Here is a 21,115-nt window from a genome sequence, read left to right as displayed (position 1 = left end):
GCCGGACCATGCCAACGCTTTCCTCGCCCCCATCGCCACAGACTGCCAGCACCGCCGTGGCGGCCAAGCCCACGCTCGCCGCGCTGTGGGAGCTCGGCGGGCTGTGGCTGTTGATCGTGCTGGCCGGCATCGCACTGATCGCCAGCCTGCTGCTGGACGTGCGCGCACAGGAAGAGGCGCAGATCCAGCGCTCGCGCCTGTCATTGACGCTGGTGGAGCTGCAGGATGCCATCGAGGGCGACCTGGCGCTGGGCTTCGACCTGCCCGACCACCGCGGCATCCAGCCCCGGCTGGAGCGGGCCCTGGCCAGTGACACCCAGCTGTACGCCATCGACGTGGTGGACCGCGCGGGCATTGCCCTGTTCAGCACCGACCGGGGTGCCATCGGCGAGGCGCTGCAGCCCCGTGCGGCCCGGGCGGCCGAGACCGGTGCGCGCCAGGACCGGATATGGAGCGCAGCGCTCCCTGGAGAGGCCATCATGGGCTTTCCCCTGCACAACGCCTTTGGCGAGGTCGTGGGCCACATCAGCGCCACGTATGCCACCCAGCCCGTGCGCTTTCGGCTTGCCGTGTGGCAGCCCGATGGGCACACGCTCACGCTGGGCGCCATGGCGGTGCTGGTGCTGGCCACTGCCGGCCTGCTGGGCTGGCTGGCCACGCTCTGGGCCTTGCAGCCGCAGTCGGCCCGGTTGCGCGCCGAGTGCCAGCGCGCCCAGATGCGGGCACTGGCGCACAGCGCCCAGGTGCGCCAGCGCATGGACGATTGCCTGGTGCGCCTGGACGAAAGCGAGCGCACCGAATGAGCGCGCGCCGTCCTTTCGCACCCGCCACCCGCCTGGGCATCGCGGCCCTGGTGCTGTTGCTGCTGGCGGCCAGCATCCTGGCCATCTCCACCTATGACCAGCTGCGCGACATGCGGGCCTCAAGCGACCGCACGCGTTCGCAGCTGATGGCGCAGTCGCTGAGCCTGCGCATCACCCATGCCGTCGAATCCGGCATCCCGCTGCGCAGCCTGGTGGGTGTCGAGGCGCTGTTCCAGCAGCGCATGGCTTCGCAGTCCGACATCCAGGCCTTGGCGTTGGTGCTGCCCGATGGCAAGGTGCTCTGGCAGACCACGCGCGACGCCGGCGAAGCCGGTGCCACGGCCGAGGCGCCGGTGCAGGTCCGCGGCGCTCCCGTCGCCATCCTGCGCCTGGCCTTGCGCGACAGCGGTGCGGCCACCTTCACCCGCGCCACGGCCGCCTTGCTGCTGCCGGCCATCGGGCTGCTGGCCCTGCTGGCCTATCTGGCCGCACGTTTTTCACAGGCCCAGGGCATCGAGTTGCGCAACCATGCCGCCTGGCGTGCGCGCCGCGCCATCGCACAGGGGCGCTACGACCAGGCCGTGGTCCTGCCGCAACGGCGCGGGTTCGACCTGCGGGTGCAGCAGCTCGGCCACGCAGTGCGCGGAGTGCACGAGGGGCTGGTGCGTGTGCGCCGCCTGATCGCCTCGCTGCGCCAGACGGAACCCCAGCACCTGCGGCGCGAACGCCTGGACCAGTTGCTGGCCAAGGCCGAGGCCGACGACCGCTTCGCAGAGCACGGCATCGCCCAGGTGCGGGTGGTCGCCGCCGAGGCGCAGGCGTTCTGGATCGCCCTGCTCGTGGCCTTGAGCGCGCTGGCGCTGCAGACGCTGTGGCTGCGCAGCCTGCACCTGCAAGGCGAAACCCCCTGGCAGTGGCAGGGCCTGGCACCGGCCCCTGCCGCCAGCCTGGCCGCCTTTTTCGTGGCGGGCACGGCGGCCTGGTGCGTGACGCGCTGGCGCCGCTGGCCCGCGCCCACCGTGGTGCTGCCCGCCTGCATCGCGCTGCTTGCCACGGCCATGGCCTGCGCCGGTGGCCTGCCGGCGAGCCGGCCCTGGACCCTGGCCATGGCGGCGGGAGCCTGGCACGGCCTGGTGGTGGGCGCCGTGCTGGCCGCCTGCCAGGCCGTCGAACAGGTGCCGAGCACCCGGCCCGAATACGCCTATGCCCGGCCACGCTGGCGCGCCGCGACCTGGAGCGCCTGGACCATCACCGCCGTCTGGCTGGGCCCGGCGCTGGGCAGCCTGGCGCTGGATGCCCTGGGCACGCTGCAGGGCGCCTATGCGCTGCTGCTGCCCGCAGCCTGCGCGGGCTTTTTCGTCGTGCGCTGGAACGGACCGCGCAGCCCCTGGCGCAGCCGCACGGGTGTGCACGCCGACCCCCTGATCGAGACACCCCGGCCCAATGCCGACGGCGCCAGGGCGCTGGGCCAGTCCTGCGCCGCCGGCCTGCTGCTGGGCCTGGCGCTGGCCACACACGCGCTGGGGCAACCCGCCCTCTGGGCGCCAATGCTGGGGCTGGGCATGGCCGCCGGGTTGTTCCTGCGCAGGCGCATGCCGTCCTCGGGCGTGTTGGCGGCCATGGCCACCGCAGCCGCCCTGCTGGCCTTGGCCATCGCCTCGGATTGGTTGTCCGTGGGGCGCTCCCTTCAGGACGCGGTGCTGGCGCTGGCCGCCCTGCTGGCAGGCAGTGCGCTGGGCCGTCTGGCGCGCGCGGCCGAGGGCGAGTGCCGGCTGCCCGCGCTGTCAACGGTCCAATGGGCTGCGATGGGCGTCGGCGCCGTGTGTGGCAGCGGCGCCCTGGGCGTTCCCCTGCACGGCGGCTGGCCATTGCTCGTGGCCGTGTTGCTGCTGCTGGTGTGCGGCGGGCGCGGCCTGCGCGCCGCCGCGGATGCGGACCGCGCCGGAGGGCAGCATGCACCTTAGGCACCGGCTGATCGCCATCCTGCTGGCCGCCATGGCCCTGCTGGTCGCGGCCTTCGCCGCGATCGGCTGGCTCAGCGACCAGCGCTGGTCGCAGCGCTACGACGAAGTGCTGCTGCAGAACCAGCGCATCGCCTGGGACAAGCTGCAGAACGAAAACCTGGACCGCCAGGACGTGCTGGCCCAGCAACTGCTGCAGGACGCCGCCCTGCGCGACCTGGCGGCGCAGGGCGCCTCGGCCCGCCTCGACGCCCTGCTGGCGGCCGCGACGCGGCGCGCTCCGGGCGTGCGCATCGATGTCTTCGACCGCCAGGGCACACTGGTGGCCACCACCGAGCCCGGCATCGATCCACAGCCGATCGCCGAAGTCCGTTGGGTGGCCACGGCCAGTGGCCAGGGCGGCGCCGTGCGCGGGCTCAGCCAGGTGGCGGTGCGCCAGTACCAGTGGGTGGTGGTGCGCGGCTTTGACGGCGGCGCGCTGGCCGTGGGCCAGGACGTCGCGCCCAAGCTGTCCGAGCTGGCCACCTACCTGGGCGGTGACCTTTTCCTGGCCAACATGCGCGGCGCCGAATCCGTGGGCACCCGGGCGGGCGTGCTGGCCGCCACCGACACCCCGATCCCCGTGCGCTCCAACCAGGCGGTCACCGTGCAGCAGGCAGGCCCGGACGCTCAGGCGCGCGCCCTGCGCATCGTCAGCCAGCCCGTGCGCAACCCGGATGCGCGCATCGTCGGCGCCCTGGTCTGGATGCAGGACGTGAGCGCCGCGCACTACGCCGACCGGCTGTTCTCACGCACCACGCTGGCTGCGGCGCTGGTGTTCGCCGCGCTGTTGGCGGCAGGCCTCGTGGTCTACCTGCGGCATGCGATGGAGCCGCTGTCGCGCTCGGTCGGTGTGCTCAACGCGCTGGCGCGCGGCGCCACCGACGCCTCGCTGGACCAGGGGGAGGAAGACGCCGAGGACGAGTCCGGCGAGATCGCCCGCGGCGTGGTGGCCATCCGCTCGGAACTGCTCAACCTCGAGACCCTGCGCCAGGAGCGCATCCGCACCCGGCAGCAGCAGGAACGCCTGATCCGCGGCCAGCTGCGCACCCTGGCCGACAGCCTGGATCCCACCTCGCGCGAGGAGATCCTCGTGGCGCTCGGTTCGAGCTCCGAGGCGCAGGCCGGCCCCGCCGCGACCGATGCCGGGGCTGCGCCTACCAACCACCTGGCCGAGCTCGCCGGTATCCTGGGCCGCATGTCCGGCCTGGTGACCAACCAGCAAAACCGCCTGCTCAAGCTGCTGCGCGAGCTGCAGGCGGCGGTGCAGACCCAGGCCACCCTGGCCAGCCTGCAGCAGGAGCTGGAGATTGCGCGCCAGATGCAGCTGTCCATCCTGCCGCGCTCGGCGCCCGATGTGGACGAGGTCGACATCGCGGCCACCATGATCGCGGCCAAGGAAATTGGGGGCGACTTCTACGACTACTTCCCGATCGACGACGAGCACCTGGCCGTGGTCGTGGCCGACGTGTCGGGCAAGGGCGTGCCGGCGGCATTCTTCATGGCGATCTCGCGCACCCTGCTCAAGAGCAACGCGCTGTTCCTGCGCGAGCCCGGCGCCACCATCCGCGCCCTCAACGACCAGCTGTGCGCCGAGAACGACCAGATGATGTTCGTCACCGTGTTCTACAGCGTGCTGCACCTGCCCACCGGGCGGCTGGTCTACGTGAATGCGGGCCACAACCCGCCGGTGCGCCTGACCGGCGACGGAGCCGCGCTGTTCCCGCGCGGCAGGAACATGGCGCTGGCGGTGATGGAAGGGCAGGAATACATCGAGGGCGAGGTCATGCTGGCGCCCGGGGAAACCGTGGTGCTCTACACCGACGGCGTGACCGAGGCCACGAATGCAGAGAATGCCCTTTTTGGGGACGACGCCCTGCTGGCCGCCATGGCCGCCATCGGCAGCGATCCCCGCGGCGTGGTCACGGCGCGGATCCCCGACCAGATCGTGCGCGCCGTGCGCGGCTTCGAGGACGGCGCCGCCCAGGCCGACGACATCACCGTGGTGGCATTGACCTACCGGGGGCGGCGGTTGTGAGCAAGATGGCGCGCATAGCGCAACGACACCGCGCCGTCGGGTGCGCGCACCTCGCCCACGCAGGCGTAGCCGGCCAGCGCCGCGGCGCGCAGCGCCTCGTAGTCCAGGCTCGGCAGCAGCAATTCGCCTTCGGTGGCAAAGTCCATGCCCTGTTCCAGGTCGATCATGGCCACGTGGCGCTGCAGGCCGTCGATCGTGCCGGTCCAGACGACACGCAGGCCCTGGCGCAGCATGTTGTGGCGGCTGCGGTGGTTGCGCAGGGACACCATGGCCATGCACAAGGGACGTCCATGGGCCTGTGCCAGGCCCAGGCGCGCCGACAGCAGCGTGCGCTGCAGCTGGCGGCCACGCCACTGCGGCAGCACCATGCAGCTCGACAGGTGCGCCACCATGCCCTGCTGCGCCGGGTCCAGGCCGATCACGTGACCCAGGTTGTGGGCCTCGTGTTCGCCCGGCAACTCGACCATGGCATAGGCGACCAGCGCGCCGTCCACGAACACACCGATGAGTTCACCGCCCGGGTACATGTGGGCCTGGAAGAAGTCCTTCTCGTCGTCCTCGCGCACGTAGAAGTCAGGGTCGGGCAGCGTGGCCAGAACGGTCTCGCGCAAAGCCACCCAGGCATCGAAGTCCTGCGCCTCCAGCAAGCGGGTGCGTGCATGGGGCACGTTGCCCAGCCCTGCTTCGGGCAGCAGGATGGGCGGGAGCTGGGGCAAGGAACTGAGCACGATGGACGGGGTGGCGCACACACACGGTGCGCAACGGGTCGAAAAGGTTGAAAGAGATCGTAAGAATGCCCGACTATAGAACAGCTGCATGACATTCGACGAAATCCGTTTACCGAGGAAGCACTTCCATGACCGACACGACCAACGCCACGGCTGGCAATGAGATCGACGTTGCTGCACTGCAGCAACGCCTGCGGCGCGAATCGCTGATGTTCGCCTCGATCTTCGCGCTGGTGCTGTTCGGCCTGTCCCTGGTGCTGATCGCCTGGCGGACCGAGCAGCTGTTGACCCAGCTCGCGCAGGACCGCACCGTGCGCCTGCTGCGCCAGGTGGCCGACGAGGCCGAGTCCGGGCTGCGCTTCGGCGTCTCGGTGGCCGACCAGACCGTGTTGCCCGAACGGGTCACGCGCCTGGGGGCGGCGGGCAGTCCGTTGCGCGGGGTGTTCATCGACACCGACCGTGGCGAGGCCGTGCTGCGTTCGGGGGACGCGGCGCTGCATTCCACCATCGCGCCGCGCTGGCGGCAGGCCGTGATCGACGCCGGGCCGGGCCATGCCCCTGTGGTGCGCAACACCGGCCGCTATGCATGGATCGGTGCGGCCATTTTCGACTCCACCGGCGCGCCGGCCGCCACCCTGTGGGGGGCGTTCGACCCGGCCGAGGTGCGCGCCCAGGCGCGGGGCGTCGCGCTCGACATGGTGCTGCGCGCCTTGCCGCTGATGCTGCTCGCCCTGGTGATCACCTGGTGGCTGCTGCTGCGCTGGAGCATCCGCATCATGACCTCGATGCGTGGCATCGGCCAGGGGGATGCGGCATCTGCCGCCCCCAGTTCCGCCAGGCAGCTGTGGCTGGCCGTGGTCTTCAGCGCGGTGGTGGCACCCGCCGCCATGCTCTGGATCGCGCGCGAGGCAGCGCGTCCAGCCGTCACGGCGCAGATCCAGGAGAACGCCGACGCCGCGGGCCGCGCGCTGTCGGGCCAGGTCGCCCGAGCGCTGTCGCTCGGCGTGCCCTGGAACGCGATGAATGGGGTGGACGAACTGTTCCGGCAGCAGCTGGTCGAAGCGCCCGAGCTGAGCTACCTGGCGCTGCAGCCACCCGGTGGCCAGACCCAAAATTCCACCTGGGGCGGCGACGTGCCTGCGCATGCACGCGACAGCGCGGCCGACTTTCCGCGCCGCACGCTCACTGCTGGCGACGGGGCGGTGGTCGTCGGCTACCCGGCCGACTTCGTGGACCGGCAGCTCGCGGGCATGCTGATCGACCTGGTGCTGGCCCTGGTGATCGCCGCCGTGCTGGTGCGCGAACTCTCGCGCGGCCTGTGGCGCCGCTCGCTGCTGTTCCCGCTGGCCGCCTATGTGCAGGCCCGGGTGTGGCAAGGGCTGCAGCGCCGCTGGCAAAAGCGCCACAGCGTCGACAAGGAAAGTGCCCAGGCCCATGACCGCGATGCCGCCGATTGCCGGGCCCAGCTGATCCGCGCCGCGCGCAGCGAGGGCGCCACGGCCGAAGCGCCCCAGGTGGGCGCACAGCTCACCCTGCTGCGCCTGACGGTGTTCCTGGTCGCCCTGTCCGAAGAGCTGCTGCGCCCCTTCTTTACCGTGTTTGCCAGCGAGGTGCGGCCCATCGATGCCGCCCTGTCGCCCACCATGGTGGCCGGATTGCCGGTCGCCGCCTTCATGGCCACGCTGGCCCTGGCCCAGCCCGCCGGGCCAGCGCTGGCGCGGCGCTTCGACCTGCGCTGGAGCCTGATGCTGTCGGCCCTGGCCGGCACGCTGGCCCTGGCGGCCACCGCCTGGGCGACCGATGCCTGGACCCTGATCGGCCTGCGCGCCCTGGGGGGCGGGGCCTATGGGCTGGCGCTGATCCTGGTGCAGACGGCCATCGTGCGCATCACGCCACCGCAGCAGCGCGCGCGGGGCCTGGCCGAAGTGGCTGCAGCCATCGTGGCGGCGGGCATCGTCGGTCCGCCCTTCGGCGGCATGATCGCTGCGCGCGCTGGTGACGGCATCGGTTTCCTGGCCTGTGCGCTGTGCATGGTCGGCGCCCTGCTCGCCGCCCTGCGCCTGTCGCTGCCCGTGCCCGAGGGCAGCGCCGCAGCCCAGCGCGGCCTGGCCACCACCGGCGGCTGGCGCGGCTACATGGCGGTGCTGCGCGAGCCGCGCGCCATCTGGGTGATCCTGGGCGCGGCCTTGCCGGGCCGCCTGGTGGCCGTGACCATTCTCTCGGTGGTGGTGCCCCTGTACATGAGCGAGCTGCAGCAGCCGCCTGCGGTCGCGGGCCGGGTGCTGCTGCTGTATTTCCTGTGCTTTGCGCTCTCCGCTTCGCTGGTGGCGCACTGGTCGGACCTGCTCGGGCAGCGCAAGCCCTTCATCGTGGCGGGCGGCGTGTTCAGTGTGCTGGCCTGCCTGTCGCTGCCGGCCCTGGGCGGCGTCTGGGGCATGGCCGCCTGCTGTGCCCTGCTGGGCCTGGGCCAGGCGCTGCAGTCCTCACCGCAGATCGCGCTGACCACCGAGGCGTTCGAGGGCGTGGATGCCAGCCGTGCGAGCGCCACGCCCGAGCAGGCGCTGGCCGCTTTCCGGCTGATCGAGCGCGGCGGCAGCATCGTCGCGCCCTTTGTCACGGCGGTCGCCGTGACCGCCTTCGGTTATGCCGGCGCCGCAGTGGCCGTGGGCCTGCTGCTGTCGGTGACGACCCTGAGCCTGGCCGCCGGCCTGCGCAACCCCCGCATCCAGCCCGCCGCGGCGGCCTGATGACTTCCTGGAGAACTCCGATGAACCTGCGCCGCATCCTCCTCGCCGCCGGGGCCGCCAGTGCCCTGCTGGGCACCTCGGCCGCCGTCGCCCAGAGCGCCGCCAACGCCGCCGCCGCCGGCGTGGCGGCCGCCACCAAGCGCTTCACCATCGCCGTGGTGCTGCCGCGCGATGAGCAGAACATCGAGGCCGGCTTCACCGGCTACCTGCAACGCCAGGATGTGCCCGTGCAGTACGTGAACATCCGCTTCTCGGGCCGCAGCGAAGACATTCCCGAGCTGCGCGCCAAGGTGCGCGCTGCACACCCGGACCTGGTCTACGCCTGGGGCACGCCCACCACCCTCGCCCTGGCGGGCCGGCACGACAAGGCAGGCCAGGACGACGCGATCCGTGACCTGCCGATCGTCTTCACCGAGGTGACCGACCCGGTGGGCGCGGGCCTGCTGCGCACGCTCGAGGACCATGGCCGCAACGTCACGGGGGTGAGCCACGTGGCGCCGCTGCCGGTGCAGCTCAACGCTATCCGGGCCTACCGCCCGTTCACGCGCCTGGGCTATCTGCACAATCCGGCCGAGCCCAACTCCGGCCTGATCCGCGACCGCCTCAAGGAGCTGGCGCGCACGCAGAACTTCGAGGTGGTCGAAGCCAGCCTGCCGCTGCTGCCCCAGGGCGGCCCCGACCCCGCGCAGATCGCGCCGCAGATCCAGACCCTGGCCGAGCGTAAGGCCGACTTCCTGTACGTCGGCCCCATCACCTTCCTGGCCTTCACGCACCGCGACGCCGTCACCACCGCTGCGCTGCAGAACAAGCTGCCGACCTTCTGCGCGACCGAGAGCATCGTGCGCCAGTCGGGCTGCCTGTTCGGGCTGTTTTCCAATGGGTCCAACATCGGCCGCTACGCCGGCTCTATGGCGCGCCAGATCCTGGTCGAGAAGAAGCCGCCCCAGTCGATTGCGGCCTCGACGCTGCAGCGCTTCTCGCTGCTGATCAACATGCGCACCGTGCAGGCACTGGACCTGTATCCGCCCATGCTGCTGCTGAACGTGGCCGAAGTGATTAACGTGCCCAAGCAGGCCGCTGCGAACTGAAACCCGCGCCGCAGTGCGGCCCCTACAATGCGCCGAGCCGGAGTCCGAAGACTTCTTTCTTACAGCCACGATTCAAAGGATTGCGCCCATGAACCTCGAACAGGAGCGCCGCGACGACATCTTGATCCTGCGCCCGCGCGGCCGCCTCGACAGCAGCAGCTCGCCCGAACTCGAACGCGTGGTCACCGAGCAGCTCGAAGCGGGCACGCAGCGCGTGGTGTTCGATCTCTCTGCACTGGACTACATCAGTTCCGCCGGCCTGCGCGTGGTGCTGCTCGCTGGCAAGAAGCTGCGTGCCAGCAAGGGCAAGCTGGTGCTGGTCGGCCTGAGCGCCATGGTGCGCGAGGTGTTCGACATGAGCGGCTTCCTGACCCTGTTCGCCGTCACCAGCACCCTGGACGAAGGCCTGGCCAAGGTCTGATCGACGACCCTAGCTGCGAAAGCGCCGGCGCGTGAGCGCCAGCGCCACCCAGAAGGCCGCCACCGTGGTCACCACCAGCACCAGGCCATGGCGCCAGGGGTGGGCCGGCCACTGGTCCATGAACAGCGGGCGCACCAGCTCGACCGCATTGGTCAGCGGCAGCCAGTCGGAGATGGTGCGCACGATGGGCGGCAACTGCTCGCGCGGGAAGAACACGCCCGAGAGGAACATCATTGGCGTGAGCACCAGCGTGAAGTAGTACGTGAAGAAATCGTAGCCCTTGGCCAGCGCGTTGAAGATCAGCGCGATGCTCGAGAACATGATGCCCACGCCCAGCAGAACGGGCCAGGCCACCAGCAGCTTGGGGCTGTGGCTGATGCCCAGGGCCAGCATCACCCCGAGGATGGCGGTCACGGTGAACAGCGCCTTGAAGGCGGCCCAGAGCATCTCTGCCAGCACCACGTCATCGAGACGCACGGGCGCATTCATGATGCCGTCCCAGGTCTTTTGCACGTGCATGCGCGAGAAGGCCGAGTACAGCGCCTCGAAACTCGCCGCGTTCATGGCGCTCATGCAGATCGAGCCGCTGGCCAGGAACAGGATGTAGGGCACCTTGGTCGCGCCGCCTTCGGCGGCCACGTTCACCTGGCCCACCAGCGCCCCCATGCCGTAGCCGAAGGCCACCAGCCACATCAGCGGCTCGGCGATGTTGCCCACCAGGCTGGGGATGGCCAGCTTGCGCCAGACCAGCAGGTTGCGCAGGAACACCGGCCACCAGCGCGCCGACAGCGAAGGGGGCATCCATACGGACGGAGTGGGTGGCGGCGCCTGGGGCGAGGGGGGAGCGGTTTGCATGCCCCTATTGTGCTGCGGCTTGCCGGGCATGGCCATTGCTTGCGCCTTGGCGCATGTCTGCCAACCTGCTGCACCTGCCCGCCACAGCCCCTGCGCTGTGGCGCGAGCGGCTGGGCCTGCTGCTCGAATCCACGGGCGAGGGGGTGTTCGGCATCGACCTGGCGGGCGACTGTGTCTTCATCAACCAGGCCGGTGCCCGCATGCTGGGGCTGGCCACGGCGCAGGTGATGGGCCGCAACATGCATGCCCTGACGCACCACTCCCACCCCGACGGCAGCCTCTATGCCGACAGCGACTGCCCCATCTTCAATGCCTTTCGCAGCGGCTTGCCATGCCGGGTGGACAGCGAGGTCTTCTGGCGTGCCGACGGCTCGGCCTTCGCCGTGGAGTATTCGAGCCACCCCATCGTCGAGGCCGGCCAGGTCCAGGGCGCCGTGGTCACCTTCGTGGACATCACCGAGCGCCGGCGCGCGGCTGGCGAACTGCAGCGCGCGCACGACGAGCTGGCCCGCGCCAACGACGAACTCGAGCGCCGCGTCGCCGCGCGCACGCAGGAGCTGTCGCAGGCCCTGGGCCAGCTGCGCGAGCTCTCGGCCTACTCCGAGCAGGTGCGCGAGGACGAGCGCACGCGCATCGCACGCGAGGTGCACGACGAGCTGGGCAGCCTGCTCGTGGCCCTCAAGATGGACGTCAACTGGCTGCACAAGCGCCTGGGCGAGCAGGGCGGGCGCAGCCCCGAGGCTGCGGGCGACATGCGCCAGCAGATGCGCTGCAAGTGCCAGAACATGAGCCGCCTGATCGAGAACGCGGTGGACAACGTGGGCCGCATCATCACCGACCTGCGCCCCAGCATCCTCGATCACCAGGGTCTGTGGGCGGCGCTCGAATGGCAGGCGCAGGAATTCGTACAGTCGGCAGAACTGCAGCTCGACTGGCAGATGGACCTGCCCGGATCGCTGCACCTGCCCGAGCCGGCCGCCATCGCGGTGTTCCGCATCTTCCAGGAGATGCTGAGCAACGTGGGGCGCCATGCCCAGGCCAGCGCCATCGCGATCCGCATCGATACCCGGGGGCAGCAATTGCATCTGCGCGTGCAGGACGACGGGGTGGGCGCCACGCGCCAGGCGCTGGAAGCGCCCACGGCCTACGGCGTCATGGGCATGCGCGAGCGTGCGCGGCAGCTCGGCGGGCACCTCGACATCACCAGCGAGCCGGGCGAAGGCTCGTGCCTGCAACTGCGCATCCCCCTGGAGGCCCTGCCATGAGTGTCCCTGTGCGCGTGCTGATCGGCGACGACCACCGCATCGTGCGCGAGGGCTTGAAGCAGGTGCTGGGCGACCCGGCCAACGGCCTGCCCGACATCGTGGTCACGGCCGAGGCCACCAACGGCCAGGAGGTGCTCGACCAGGTGGCCGCGCTCGGTGGTGCGGCCGGTGTCGACCTGGTGCTGCTCGACATCGCCATGCCCGGCTTGGATGGCCTGGAGGTGCTGCAGGCCCTGCGCAAGGCATGGCCGGTGCTGCCGGTGCTGATGCTCAGCACCTACCCCGAGCGGCAGTACGCGGTGCGCTGCATCCAGATGGGCGCGGCCGGCTACCTGCACAAGAGCGCCGATCCCGACGACATGGTGGCTGCCGTGCGCAAGGTGGCGGCGGGCGGCCGTTACCTCACGGAAGCCACGGCCCAGGCGCTGGCCGGTGCGGTGGAGCGCACCGGGGTGGTGCGCGCTGCCCAGCAAGGCACGCCAGCCGGGGTGGACGCGCTATCGTACCGGGAGCACCAGGTGTTCCGACTGCTCACGGCGGGGCAAAGCGTGGGCGAAATTGGTGCGCAGCTCAAGCTCGCGCCCAACACGGTGAGCACCTACCGCGCCCGCATCCTCGAAAAGACCGGCGCGCGCAACGACGTGGAGCTGGCGCTGCTGGCGCGCGGCACGCCAGCACCGTGATTTCCGGGCATTGCACGCTCGGTTTGTAGTGCTGGCCCTACACGCTGTAGACACGGCACCCGCGAATTCATGACAGCAGGCCGCCGGGGGCGGCAACTGGCCCGTGCCTTGCGTAGCGGCTGGCATCAACTTCTCCGAGGTGTGCCATGTCCGAATTCTTCTCGCCTTTCGATGCCGACCGCCCGTTGATGCTCAAGTGCAGCTGCGGCCGCGACCATACGGCCGCTGACCACCATGCCGAGGTGTCTGCCGATGCCGCAGCCGCCACCTTGCGCCAGCGCAGCCTCAGCAGCGAGTTCGAGGCCTACAGCAACGAGTTCATCGAGGCGACGCTGGTCAAGGCGCTGTTCCCGCAGGATGCGGTGCGCCGGCGCTTCATCAAGGCCGTGGGCAAGGGCACGGCCATGGCGGCCATCGCCAGCGTGCTGCCAGTGGCCAGCATGCAGGCCATGGCGCAGGAGAAAGGCGCGCTGGAGAAGACCAATCTCAAGATCGGCTTCATCCCGATCACCTGCGCCACGCCGCTGATCATGGCCCACCCGCTGGGCTTCTACAGCAAGCAGGGCCTGAACGTGGAGGTCACCAAGACGGCGGGCTGGGCGCTGATCCGCGACAAGATGATCAACAAGGAGTACGACGCCACGCACTTCCTGTCGCCCATGCCGCTGGCGATCTCGATGGGCCTGGGGTCCAACGCCACGCCGATGAACGTGGCCACCATCCAGAATGTGAACGGCCAGGCCATCACGCTCAGCCTGAAGCACAAGGACAACCGCGACCCGAAGAACTGGAAAGGCTTCAAGTTCGCCATCCCCTTCGAGTACAGCATGCACAACTTCCTGCTGCGCTACTACCTGGCCGAGGCGGGGCTCAACCCCGACACCGACGTGCAGCTGCGTGTGGTGCCGCCGGCCGAGATGGTGGCCAACCTGCGCGCCGGCAACATCGACGGCTTCCTGGGCCCCGATCCGTTCAACCAGCGCGCCGTGTTCGAGGAAGTCGGCTTCATCCACCTGCTCACCAAGGAGCTGTGGAACGGCCACCCCTGCTGCGCCTTCGGCACCAGCACCGAATTCATCCAGAAGAACCCCAACACCTTCGCCGCGCTGTACCGCGCGGTGCTCACCTCGGCTGCCATGGCGCGCGATCCGGCCAACCGCGAGCTCATCGCCAAGGTGATCGCGCCCCAGGCCTACCTGAACCAGCCCGAGGCCGTGCTGACCCAGGTGCTCACCGGCAAGTTCGCCGATGGCCTGGGCAAGATCCAGAACGTGCCCGACCGCGCCGACTTCGACCCCATGCCCTGGCAGAGCATGGCCGTGTGGATGCTCACGCAGATGCAGCGCTGGGGCTACGTCAAGGGCGACGTGGACTACAAGCAGATCGCCGAGAAGGTCTTCCTGATCACCGACGCCAAGAAGCAGATGAAGGCGCTGGACCAGAAGGTGCCCGAGGGCGCGTACCCCAAGTTCAAGATCATGGGCCGCGAGTTCGATGCCGCCAAGGCGGCGGAGTACGCAAAAAGCTTCCCCATCCGCAAGGTGGCCTGAGATGTCCCCGTCCAAGAGTCTCAACCTGCGCGCGGGCCTGCTGTCCGTGCTGATCTTCCTGGCGGTGCTGGGCATCTGGTACGCGGCCACGGCCTCGTCTGGCCCGGCCAACAGCACGGCCGGCATGACGGCGGAGCAGATCGAATACGCCAGGATGATGGGCAAGGACCCAGGCGCCGCCACCAAGAGCAGCGGCTTTCCCTCGCTTGGCGAGATGGGTGCCACGGTGTGGGGCCATGTCTCCAACCCGTTCTACGACAACGGGCCCAACGACAAGGGCATCGCCATCCAGCTGGCGCATTCGCTGGGCCGCGTGGCGCTGGGCTTCGGCCTGGCCTGCCTGGTGGCGATACCGCTGGGCTTCATCATCGGCATGTCGCCGCTGCTGCGCCGCGCCTTCGACCCGTTCATCCAGGTGCTCAAGCCCATCAGCCCGCTGGCGTGGATGCCGCTGGCGCTCTACACCATCAAGGACTCGTCGATCTCGGGCATCTTCGTGATCTTCATCTGCTCGGTCTGGCCGATGCTGGTGAACACGGCTTTCGGCGTGGCCTCGGTCAAGCGCGAATGGCTCAACGTCTCGGCCACGCTGCAGGTCAACCCGCTGCGCAAGGCCTTCCTGGTGATCCTGCCGGCCGCGGCGCCGACCATCCTCACGGGCATGCGCATCAGCATGGGCATCGCCTGGCTGGTGATCGTGGCCGCCGAGATGCTGGTGGGCGGCACAGGAATCGGCTACTTCGTCTGGAACGAGTGGAACAACCTGTCGCTGACCAACGTGATCTTCGCCATCCTGGTAATCGGCGTGGTCGGCATGCTCCTGGACCTGGCCTTCGGCCAGTTGCAGAAGGTGGTGACCTATGTGGAGTGATGTCGCCCAGCGCCCCGCTGCATCCGCCCCTGACGCACCGCAACGAAAGGCCTCTTCCGTGACCCAAGGCTTCCTCCAGATCGACCGGCTGAGCAAGGCCTACATGCCGGCCAAGCCGGTGTTCGCCGACGTGTCGTTCACGCTCGACAAGGGCGAGTTCGTCTGCATCATCGGCCACTCGGGCTGCGGCAAGACCACCATCCTCAACGTGCTGGCGGGCCTGGACACGGCCACCTCGGGCACCGTCATCATGGACGGGCGCGAGGTGGCCGGCCCCAGCCTGGACCGGGGCGTGGTGTTCCAGAGCCATGCGCTCATGCCCTGGCTCACGGTGCGCCAGAACATCGCCTTCGCGGTCAAGTCGCGCTGGCCCGACTGGAAGAGGCCCCAAGTCGATGCGCATGTGGAGAAGTTCGTTGCCCTGGTGGGCCTGTCGCCGGCCATCGACAAGAAGCCCTCGCAGCTGTCGGGCGGCATGAAGCAGCGCGTGGGCATTGCGCGCGCCTTCTCCATCCAGCCCAAGATGCTGCTGCTCGACGAGCCCTTCGGCGCGCTCGACGCGCTCACGCGCGGCACCATCCAGGACGAGCTGATGGCCATCGTGCGCCAGACGCAGCAGACGGTGTTCATGATCACCCACGACGTGGACGAGGCCATCCTGCTGGCCGACCGCATCCTGCTCATGAGCAACGGCAACGAGTCGCCCGCGGGCTACCGCGCCGGCGGCATCGCCGAGGTGGTGGTGAACCCGCTGCCGCGCGAACGCACGCGCAGCAGCCTGCACCACCTGGATGGCTACTACGCGCTGCGCAACCACATCGTGGACTTCCTGGTGACCCGGGCCAAGGCCCACTGATCCCCTGCCAGGGACCGCCCTGTCGGGCCGCCTGCACGGGCGGCCGGGGAGTGCCATGCCCTGGATTTCTGCCCCTGTTCCAACGTCCCAACCCAAAGGAGCCAACATGAACCGCAACGACGTCACCGAAAAGATCATCAGCACCAAGGTCTCGAAAGGACTGCAATGGGATGCCATTGCCAAGAAGGTCGGTCAATCCAAGGAATGGACCACCGCCCTGTGCCTGGGCCAGATGACCGCATCGCCCGAGCAGGCGAAGGTGCTGGGCAAGATCTTCAGCCTCACGGCCGAAGAGCAGAAGTGGCTGCAGGTCGTGCCCTACAAGGGCTCGCTGCCCACGCCCGTGCCCACCGACCCGCTGATCTACCGCTGGTACGAGATCGTGAGCGTCTACGGCACGACCATCAAGGAACTGATCCACGAGGAGTTCGGCGACGGCATCATGAGCGCCATCGACTTCAGCATGGACATCCAGCGCCAGGCCGACCCCAAGGGCGACCGCGTGAATGTGGTCCTCTCGGGCAAGTTCCTGCCCTACAAGCAGTACTGAGCCCCGGCAGTGCGCGGGGCAGGGTCAGAGCACCTGGACCGCCCGGCCGATGAACTGGATGGGCCCCGTGGGCTTGCCGATGGGCGAGCCCGTGGGCGGCTCCAGGGTCAGCTCGAAGAGCTGGTTGGGCTGCAGCGGCGGCAGCTTGTCGAGCTGAATCTGCAGCGGCTGGCCGGGTTGGACCAGGCCCAGCGAGACGGGGCCATTCCAGTCGTCGGCCTTGGTCCAGAACTCGAGCGCCTTGTCGGCCGGCACCTCGGCCACGCCCAGCGGGATCAGGCTGATCTGCCGGGTTGAGCTGGCCTGCACCACCCAGCCGGGCGCCTTGTCCTGCGGCGCCACCAGCACCACCATGAATTTCGGTGGCGCTGCCACCGGTGCGGTGCGCGTGACCAGCACCGCGGCCAGCACGGCCGCCATGGCGAATCCGGAGCCTGCGAGCGCGCGCCACAGGCCCAGGTGGTTCCACCAGCCCCCGGAGCTGCTGCGCGCGGGCATTGCCGCGGGCGCGGTCGGCGCCCCGGCCTGCTGGCGCGTGCCCTGCAGCGATGCCTCGATGCGCGCAGCCAGGTGCATGGGCAGCGGCACGGGCTCGGCCAGCTGGGTCAGCGGCAGCAGCCGTTCCTCCCAGTCGTTCACCGCCTGCTGCAGTGCAGGTTCGGTGGCCAGGCGCTGTGACACGGCCAGGCGCTCGGCGGCCGGCAGCGTGCCCAGCACGTACTCGCCGGCCAGCACCTGCAGGTCGTCGTGCGGGTCTGCGGGAAAGGGCGTGCTCATGCCATGCACTCCCGCAGCGAGCTCAGGCTGCGCCGGATCCAGGCCTTCACGGTGCCCAGCGGCGCGCCCAGGCGCTCTGCGATCTCACCGTGCGAGCAGCCTTCCACGTAGGCGTGCAGCACGCAGTTGCGGCGCGCTGGCTCCAGCGCCTCCAGGCAGTGCTGCAGGCGGCCCAGGCTGGTGTTCAGCTCGAAGCTGCTGGCGGCATCATGGAAGGCCTGCACGGACATGTCGGCCTCCAGGGTGTGGGTGGTTTCTTCATCGATGTCGACGTGGCGGCGCGCGTTGCGCACGGCGTTGAGCGCCAGGTGGCGTACCACGCTGTAGATCCAGCCGCGCGCGCTGCCGCGCGCCGCGTCGTAGCCCGTGGCCCGGCTCCAGATGTTCACGCAGGCGTCGTGCACGATGTCCTCGGCCAGGGCCCGCTGGCGCACGATGCGCAGCGCCACGCCCAGCATGCGCGGGCCTTCGTGCTCGTACAGCCGGCGCATGGCCTGGCGGTCGCCGGCGGCGCAGGCGGCCAGGGCCGCTTCGTAGTCAAAATCGCCAGGGGTTTCAGGCACGGGTTGCGAAGGGCTCGGCACGGTCGTCGAATGGCTGCGTGCGGCGCAGTGCGCGCACCCAGGGCGTGGATGCATCCTAGCCCACCAGGCCATGCACCCACGCGCAATCCCCAGGAGTCCAAGGGATTGCGCTCATCACGCTGCAGGGAGAGGCGCTTACGCGGCCTTCCAGAAGATGTAGTCGGCCTGGTACTTCACGATCTGGCGCTCGCCCTTGTTGGCCGCGCTGCAGGCGGCCGCGGGGGCGGCACCGCCCTTCAAGGCCACGCGCTGGATGTAGGTCACGCCCGTCATGGCGCCCGATCCCATGGCCGGGTTGGCCTTGACCAGCTGGTAGGGGATGTTGCCGGCACCGGCCGGAGCGACTGCGACCTGGGTGGCGGTCAGCTTGGAGCCATCCTTCGACTCCCAGGTCGCGGGCGGGCCGTAGTAGGTGCCGACCTGCTTGCCACCGCGGTCGTTGAGCACCGCCTTGGGGCCGACGAAGAACCACTCGGTCTGGCCGGGGGCGTTGGCCTTGTCGCGGCATTCGTAGGTGATCTCACCCACGCCCACGGTTTCCATGGCAACCTTGTTGCCGCCGGGCACCTTCACGGTGTCGGGCAGGCTGTCCTGCGAGAACATGGGCCCGCTGCCGGAGCCCATCATCGAGCCGCAGGCCGTCAGCAGGGCTGCGGCGGCAATGGCGCCGGCGAGGGGGATGGGGCGGGAGATCGTTGCTTGGGTGGTCGTCATGGCGTTCCTCTTCTTCCAATGGGTTGAACGGGCAGCAGCCACAAAAAATTGGGCTGCTGCAGGTACTACCCGCGAGAACGCCGTTTGGATGCACGCAAGCGAAAAAATTTCTGAAAACTTTTCCTCTGCCCGGATTTGCCGGTCAAAGGCTCATGGGCCAGGAGCTGGTCTTGACCCGGATGGACGCTTGCCGGGTTTCGTAAGGCACGTCGTCCACCCCCGCAATCGCTGCCGCGATGGTGCGTGCCTGCCGCGCAATCGGCTCGATGAAGCGGCTGGCCTGCCCGCCGATGGTGATGCAGTCGCCCAGGGCGTGGATTCCCGGCACGCTGGTCTGCAGCTGCCGTGGCGTTACGGCGATGCCATTGTCCCAGTCCAGACCGGCACTGTGCGCCAGGCGCGGCGGGGTCTGCAAGCCGGCAGCCACGATCACCTGGTCGGCCGTGAATTGCCTGCCATCGGTGGTGGACAGTTGCAGGGCGCCGTCGGGGCTGGGCACCGCCGTGGCCTCGAGCGAGGCCACGCGCACGCCGCCAACAAAGCTGATGGGCAATGGGCCCCATGCCGCCAGCAGCTCGCTGGCGCGGGCCTCGCCCGCGCAGCGCGCCAGCGGCAGGGCTTCGGTGTCCAGCAGCGTGATGCTGTGGCCACCCAGCGCCAGGTCGTTGGCCAGCTCGCAGCCGATGAGGCCGGCACCCACGATGAGCACGCGGCGCGGCGTATGGCCCAGGGCCGCGCGCAGGCGCTGGTAGGCCTGCAGGTGGTTGATGCGCCAGCACAGCGCGGCCGGAAGCCCCGGGGGCAGGGCGGCGCGTGCGCCATGGGCCAGCACCAGGTGCTGGTAGCGCAGCGGGCCGCGCGTGGTGCGCAGCGTGCCCCCGGCGGTGCTGGGGAATGTATCGATGCGCACGGCATGCGTGTGCGCCAGCAGGCGCACGCCAAGGCGTGCCGCGGCGGCAGGGCCGGTCTCGCGCACCAGTTGTTCGGCGGGCAGGTGCCTGGCCATGGCGATGGACAACTGGGGCTTGTCGTACAGGTCGCCGCTGCAGTCGGTCACCAACGTGATGGTGCGCTGTGCGTCCAGCGCCCGCAGCGCCTCGGCCACCTGCCAGCCGGCACGGCCGGCGCCGACGATGACCACGCCGGGCCGGGTGTGGCGTGCGGCGGTGGGTGCACCCGCCATGCCGCTGCGCGCCTGGGCTTTCAGTGCCTCCATGCTGGGCGCCAGGCAGGGCTCGAAGTCGCCTTTGGTCACGCCGCACAGCGGGCAGGCCCAGTCGTCGGGAATGTCGGCGAAGCGCGTGCCGGGCGGCAGGCCACCGTCGGGATCGCCCTGTTCCTCGTCGTAGATGTAGCCGCAGGCGTGGCAGATGTACTGCAGCCAGGGGTCGTCGGCCAGCGTGGAATGGGTGATGGCGGCGGCGCTCATGCCGGCATCTCCTCGGTCGACAGGCGCGCGATTTCCTTGCGCAGGTGCTTGATGGCCGGCGTGACGATGGCCACGAAGTGCGATTCGCGCACGCGGCGCTGCACCTCTGAGCTCATGAGGTAGCCGCGCGCGCCCTGGTGCATCAGGGCCGACTGGGCGGCGCGCAGGCACAGTTCGGCGCCATGGGCACGCGCGTCCAGCACGTCGATGAAGAATTCGGTGCGGGTATCGAAGGGCGTTTCGGCCAGGCGCATCACGCGTGCGGTCAGCGCGTCGAGCTCGGCCTGCAGCGCATCGGGCCGGTCTTCGAGGAACTGGTTCACGTGGCCGAGCTGGGCCTCCACCGCCCACATCGAGTCGATGGCCCCCTGGGTGATGCCCACGGCCATGCCGCATTGCAGCATGACGAAGGCCGCGCGGATGCGCGCGATATACGGGCGTGTCGGGTCGGCGATGGTGTGCTCCGCCCCGACGAAGTGGTCCTTGAGCCGAAGCGCATAGGTACCCGTGCCCTCCATGCCCGAGAAGCTCGGGCACTCGCGCATTTCCACGCCCGGGGCATCGCAGCGCAGCAGGAACATCAGCTCGCGCGGCGCGTTGCCTTCGGGTTGCACGACGGCCGCCACGGCGCCGCAGTAGTGGTCCGGCCCCAGGTTGCTGACCCAGGGCAGGGTGCCGTTCACGAGGTAGCCGCCTTCCACCGGCGTGGCCTTGAGCAGCAGGCTTTCGATCTGGGCGTAGCTCTTCATGGGGTTGGAGAGCGCCGTGCCGCCCAGGCCCGCTCCGCTGGCATGGCGCTGCAGCACCTCGCCCACCAGGGCCGGGTTGCCCGACTGCTGCAGGTACAGCCCGCACACCGCCTGGCACCAGAGCATGAAGCCGGTGGCGCCGCAGACGCGCGAGACCTCGGCCATGGCGCGGATGGCCAGGCCATAGTCCGCCGGGCCGGCCGTGCTGTCCAGGTGCAACCCCATGGCGCCCACGGCACCCAGTTGCTGCAGCTCGGCGCGCGGGTAGTAGCCCACGCGGTCGATGGCCTCGGCTTGCGCGGCCAGCGGGCCCTGGGCGATGGTGCGCACGGCGGCGATCAAGGCGTCGCCCTGCAGGGCGCCTTCCAGATGGAGTTGGGGAGGGAGGTCGACGGGTTTCATGGGGC

Annotated in this window: 19 protein-coding genes; 12 read left to right on the top strand and 7 right to left on the bottom strand. The window is 69.8% G+C overall.

What is annotated here, in order from left to right; all coding sequences use genetic code 11:
- The first annotated feature begins 8 nt into the window (after positions 1-8).
- From PMI14_RS30420 to PMI14_RS33860, 3 genes are read left to right on the top strand one after another with little or no spacing between them, the layout of a single operon-like run.
- Positions 9-803 (top strand): hypothetical protein, encoded by a 795-nt coding sequence (locus tag PMI14_RS30420; protein ID WP_007861034.1) that lies wholly within the window; start codon positions 9-11, stop codon positions 801-803.
- The gene (locus tag PMI14_RS30415) at positions 800-2,767 is read left to right on the top strand and encodes a hypothetical protein (RefSeq protein WP_007861032.1); all 1,968 of its coding nucleotides are present in this window, start codon (positions 800-802) and stop codon (positions 2,765-2,767) included. The genes PMI14_RS30420 and PMI14_RS30415 overlap by 4 nt, the downstream gene beginning before the upstream one ends.
- Entirely contained in the window at positions 2,757-4,841 is a 2,085-nt protein-coding gene (locus PMI14_RS33860) for a PP2C family protein-serine/threonine phosphatase (RefSeq protein ID WP_007861030.1), read from the top strand. Before PMI14_RS30415 ends, PMI14_RS33860 begins: the two co-directional genes overlap by 11 nt.
- Here PMI14_RS33860 and PMI14_RS33855 read toward each other — a convergent pair.
- The gene (locus tag PMI14_RS33855; protein ID WP_146187878.1) at positions 4,820-5,557 is read right to left on the bottom strand and encodes a GNAT family N-acetyltransferase; all 738 of its coding nucleotides are present in this window, start codon (positions 5,555-5,557) and stop codon (positions 4,820-4,822) included. The two genes, PMI14_RS33860 and PMI14_RS33855, sit on opposite strands and share 22 nt — an antisense overlap.
- A gap of 140 nt (positions 5,558-5,697) precedes the next feature.
- Here PMI14_RS33855 and PMI14_RS30400 point away from each other — a divergent pair, with 140 nt between their 5' ends.
- From PMI14_RS30400 to PMI14_RS30390, 3 genes are all read left to right on the top strand, one after another.
- Entirely contained in the window at positions 5,698-8,316 is a 2,619-nt protein-coding gene (locus PMI14_RS30400; protein WP_007861022.1) for an MFS transporter, read from the top strand.
- Between the two features lie 20 nt (positions 8,317-8,336).
- On the top strand, positions 8,337-9,404 hold the full coding sequence (locus PMI14_RS30395; RefSeq protein WP_007861020.1) for an ABC transporter substrate-binding protein: 1,068 nt from the start codon (positions 8,337-8,339) through the stop codon (positions 9,402-9,404).
- A gap of 88 nt (positions 9,405-9,492) precedes the next feature.
- Positions 9,493-9,825 (top strand): STAS domain-containing protein, encoded by a 333-nt coding sequence (locus PMI14_RS30390; protein WP_007861018.1) that lies wholly within the window; start codon positions 9,493-9,495, stop codon positions 9,823-9,825.
- Between the two features lie 9 nt (positions 9,826-9,834).
- Here PMI14_RS30390 and PMI14_RS30385 read toward each other — a convergent pair whose 3' ends face one another.
- Positions 9,835-10,680 carry an ABC transporter permease gene (locus tag PMI14_RS30385; protein WP_052024550.1) on the bottom strand — a complete coding sequence of 282 codons (846 nt, stop codon included), beginning with the start codon at positions 10,678-10,680 and terminating at the stop codon, positions 9,835-9,837.
- A gap of 53 nt (positions 10,681-10,733) precedes the next feature.
- Here PMI14_RS30385 and PMI14_RS30380 point away from each other — a divergent pair, with 53 nt between their 5' ends.
- The 6 genes from PMI14_RS30380 to cynS all read left to right on the top strand — a co-directional run bounded on the left by PMI14_RS30380 (position 10,734) and on the right by cynS (position 16,455).
- On the top strand, positions 10,734-11,945 hold the full coding sequence (locus PMI14_RS30380) for a PAS domain-containing sensor histidine kinase (protein WP_007861014.1): 1,212 nt from the start codon (positions 10,734-10,736) through the stop codon (positions 11,943-11,945).
- On the top strand, positions 11,942-12,628 hold the full coding sequence (locus PMI14_RS30375) for a response regulator transcription factor (protein WP_007861012.1): 687 nt from the start codon (positions 11,942-11,944) through the stop codon (positions 12,626-12,628). The genes PMI14_RS30380 and PMI14_RS30375 overlap by 4 nt, the downstream gene beginning before the upstream one ends.
- A 146-nt stretch (positions 12,629-12,774) precedes the next feature.
- Positions 12,775-14,178: a CmpA/NrtA family ABC transporter substrate-binding protein gene (locus tag PMI14_RS30370; protein ID WP_007861010.1), complete on the top strand. Its 1,404-nt coding sequence runs from the start codon at positions 12,775-12,777 to the stop codon at positions 14,176-14,178.
- Between the two features lies 1 nt (position 14,179).
- A complete protein-coding gene (ntrB, locus tag PMI14_RS30365) occupies positions 14,180-15,049 on the top strand; it encodes a nitrate ABC transporter permease (protein WP_007861007.1) in 870 nt (289 codons plus the stop codon).
- Entirely contained in the window at positions 15,039-15,905 is an 867-nt protein-coding gene (locus tag PMI14_RS30360) for an ABC transporter ATP-binding protein (protein ID WP_007861005.1), read from the top strand. The genes ntrB and PMI14_RS30360 overlap by 11 nt, the downstream gene beginning before the upstream one ends.
- Before the next feature lie 106 nt (positions 15,906-16,011).
- The gene (cynS, locus tag PMI14_RS30355; RefSeq protein WP_007861003.1) at positions 16,012-16,455 is read left to right on the top strand and encodes a cyanase; all 444 of its coding nucleotides are present in this window, start codon (positions 16,012-16,014) and stop codon (positions 16,453-16,455) included.
- A 24-nt stretch (positions 16,456-16,479) separates the two neighbouring features.
- Here the strand turns inward: cynS and PMI14_RS30350 are convergent, their stop codons facing one another.
- From PMI14_RS30350 to PMI14_RS30330, 5 genes are all read right to left on the bottom strand, one after another.
- Positions 16,480-17,232 (bottom strand): anti-sigma factor domain-containing protein, encoded by a 753-nt coding sequence (locus PMI14_RS30350; RefSeq protein ID WP_007861001.1) that lies wholly within the window; start codon positions 17,230-17,232, stop codon positions 16,480-16,482.
- Positions 17,229-17,795, bottom strand: coding sequence for a sigma-70 family RNA polymerase sigma factor (locus PMI14_RS30345; protein ID WP_007861000.1), 567 nt, complete (start codon positions 17,793-17,795; stop codon positions 17,229-17,231). The genes PMI14_RS30350 and PMI14_RS30345 overlap by 4 nt, the downstream gene beginning before the upstream one ends.
- A gap of 156 nt (positions 17,796-17,951) precedes the next feature.
- Positions 17,952-18,530 carry a DUF3455 domain-containing protein gene (locus tag PMI14_RS30340; protein ID WP_007860998.1) on the bottom strand — a complete coding sequence of 193 codons (579 nt, stop codon included), beginning with the start codon at positions 18,528-18,530 and terminating at the stop codon, positions 17,952-17,954.
- Positions 18,531-18,672: 142 nt separating this feature from the next.
- Positions 18,673-19,959, bottom strand: a complete 1,287-nt coding sequence (locus PMI14_RS30335; protein WP_007860996.1) for an FAD-dependent oxidoreductase — start codon at positions 19,957-19,959, stop codon at positions 18,673-18,675.
- Positions 19,956-21,110 carry an acyl-CoA dehydrogenase family protein gene (locus tag PMI14_RS30330; protein WP_007860994.1) on the bottom strand — a complete coding sequence of 385 codons (1,155 nt, stop codon included), beginning with the start codon at positions 21,108-21,110 and terminating at the stop codon, positions 19,956-19,958. The genes PMI14_RS30335 and PMI14_RS30330 overlap by 4 nt, the downstream gene beginning before the upstream one ends.
- Positions 21,111-21,115 lie beyond the last annotated feature (5 nt).

The sequence above is a fragment of the Acidovorax sp. CF316 genome (genome assembly GCF_000276605.1).
Taxonomy (GTDB): domain Bacteria; phylum Pseudomonadota; class Gammaproteobacteria; order Burkholderiales; family Burkholderiaceae_C; genus Acidovorax.
This window is presented reverse-complemented; position numbering and strand designations above follow the sequence as displayed.

What these genes read in the sequence shown, in the direction of transcription:
- PMI14_RS30420 (WP_007861034.1), top strand. Translation starts at nt 9, where the DNA reads ATGCCAACGCTTTCCTCGCCCCCATCGCCACAGACTGCCAGCACCGCC.
- PMI14_RS30415 (WP_007861032.1), top strand. Translation starts at nt 800, where the DNA reads ATGAGCGCGCGCCGTCCTTTCGCACCCGCCACCCGCCTGGGCATCGCG.
- PMI14_RS33860 (WP_007861030.1), top strand. Translation starts at nt 2,757, where the DNA reads ATGCACCTTAGGCACCGGCTGATCGCCATCCTGCTGGCCGCCATGGCC.
- PMI14_RS30400 (WP_007861022.1), top strand. Translation starts at nt 5,698, where the DNA reads ATGACCGACACGACCAACGCCACGGCTGGCAATGAGATCGACGTTGCT.
- PMI14_RS30395 (WP_007861020.1), top strand. Translation starts at nt 8,337, where the DNA reads ATGAACCTGCGCCGCATCCTCCTCGCCGCCGGGGCCGCCAGTGCCCTG.
- PMI14_RS30390 (WP_007861018.1), top strand. Translation starts at nt 9,493, where the DNA reads ATGAACCTCGAACAGGAGCGCCGCGACGACATCTTGATCCTGCGCCCG.
- PMI14_RS30385 (WP_052024550.1), bottom strand. Translation starts at nt 10,680, where the DNA reads ATGCAAACCGCTCCCCCCTCGCCCCAGGCGCCGCCACCCACTCCGTCC.
- PMI14_RS30380 (WP_007861014.1), top strand. Translation starts at nt 10,734, where the DNA reads ATGTCTGCCAACCTGCTGCACCTGCCCGCCACAGCCCCTGCGCTGTGG.
- PMI14_RS30375 (WP_007861012.1), top strand. Translation starts at nt 11,942, where the DNA reads ATGAGTGTCCCTGTGCGCGTGCTGATCGGCGACGACCACCGCATCGTG.
- PMI14_RS30370 (WP_007861010.1), top strand. Translation starts at nt 12,775, where the DNA reads ATGTCCGAATTCTTCTCGCCTTTCGATGCCGACCGCCCGTTGATGCTC.
- ntrB (WP_007861007.1), top strand. Translation starts at nt 14,180, where the DNA reads ATGTCCCCGTCCAAGAGTCTCAACCTGCGCGCGGGCCTGCTGTCCGTG.
- PMI14_RS30360 (WP_007861005.1), top strand. Translation starts at nt 15,039, where the DNA reads ATGTGGAGTGATGTCGCCCAGCGCCCCGCTGCATCCGCCCCTGACGCA.
- cynS (WP_007861003.1), top strand. Translation starts at nt 16,012, where the DNA reads ATGAACCGCAACGACGTCACCGAAAAGATCATCAGCACCAAGGTCTCG.
- PMI14_RS30350 (WP_007861001.1), bottom strand. Translation starts at nt 17,232, where the DNA reads ATGAGCACGCCCTTTCCCGCAGACCCGCACGACGACCTGCAGGTGCTG.
- PMI14_RS30340 (WP_007860998.1), bottom strand. Translation starts at nt 18,530, where the DNA reads ATGACGACCACCCAAGCAACGATCTCCCGCCCCATCCCCCTCGCCGGC.
- PMI14_RS30335 (WP_007860996.1), bottom strand. Translation starts at nt 19,959, where the DNA reads ATGAGCGCCGCCGCCATCACCCATTCCACGCTGGCCGACGACCCCTGG.
- PMI14_RS30330 (WP_007860994.1), bottom strand. Translation starts at nt 21,110, where the DNA reads ATGAAACCCGTCGACCTCCCTCCCCAACTCCATCTGGAAGGCGCCCTG.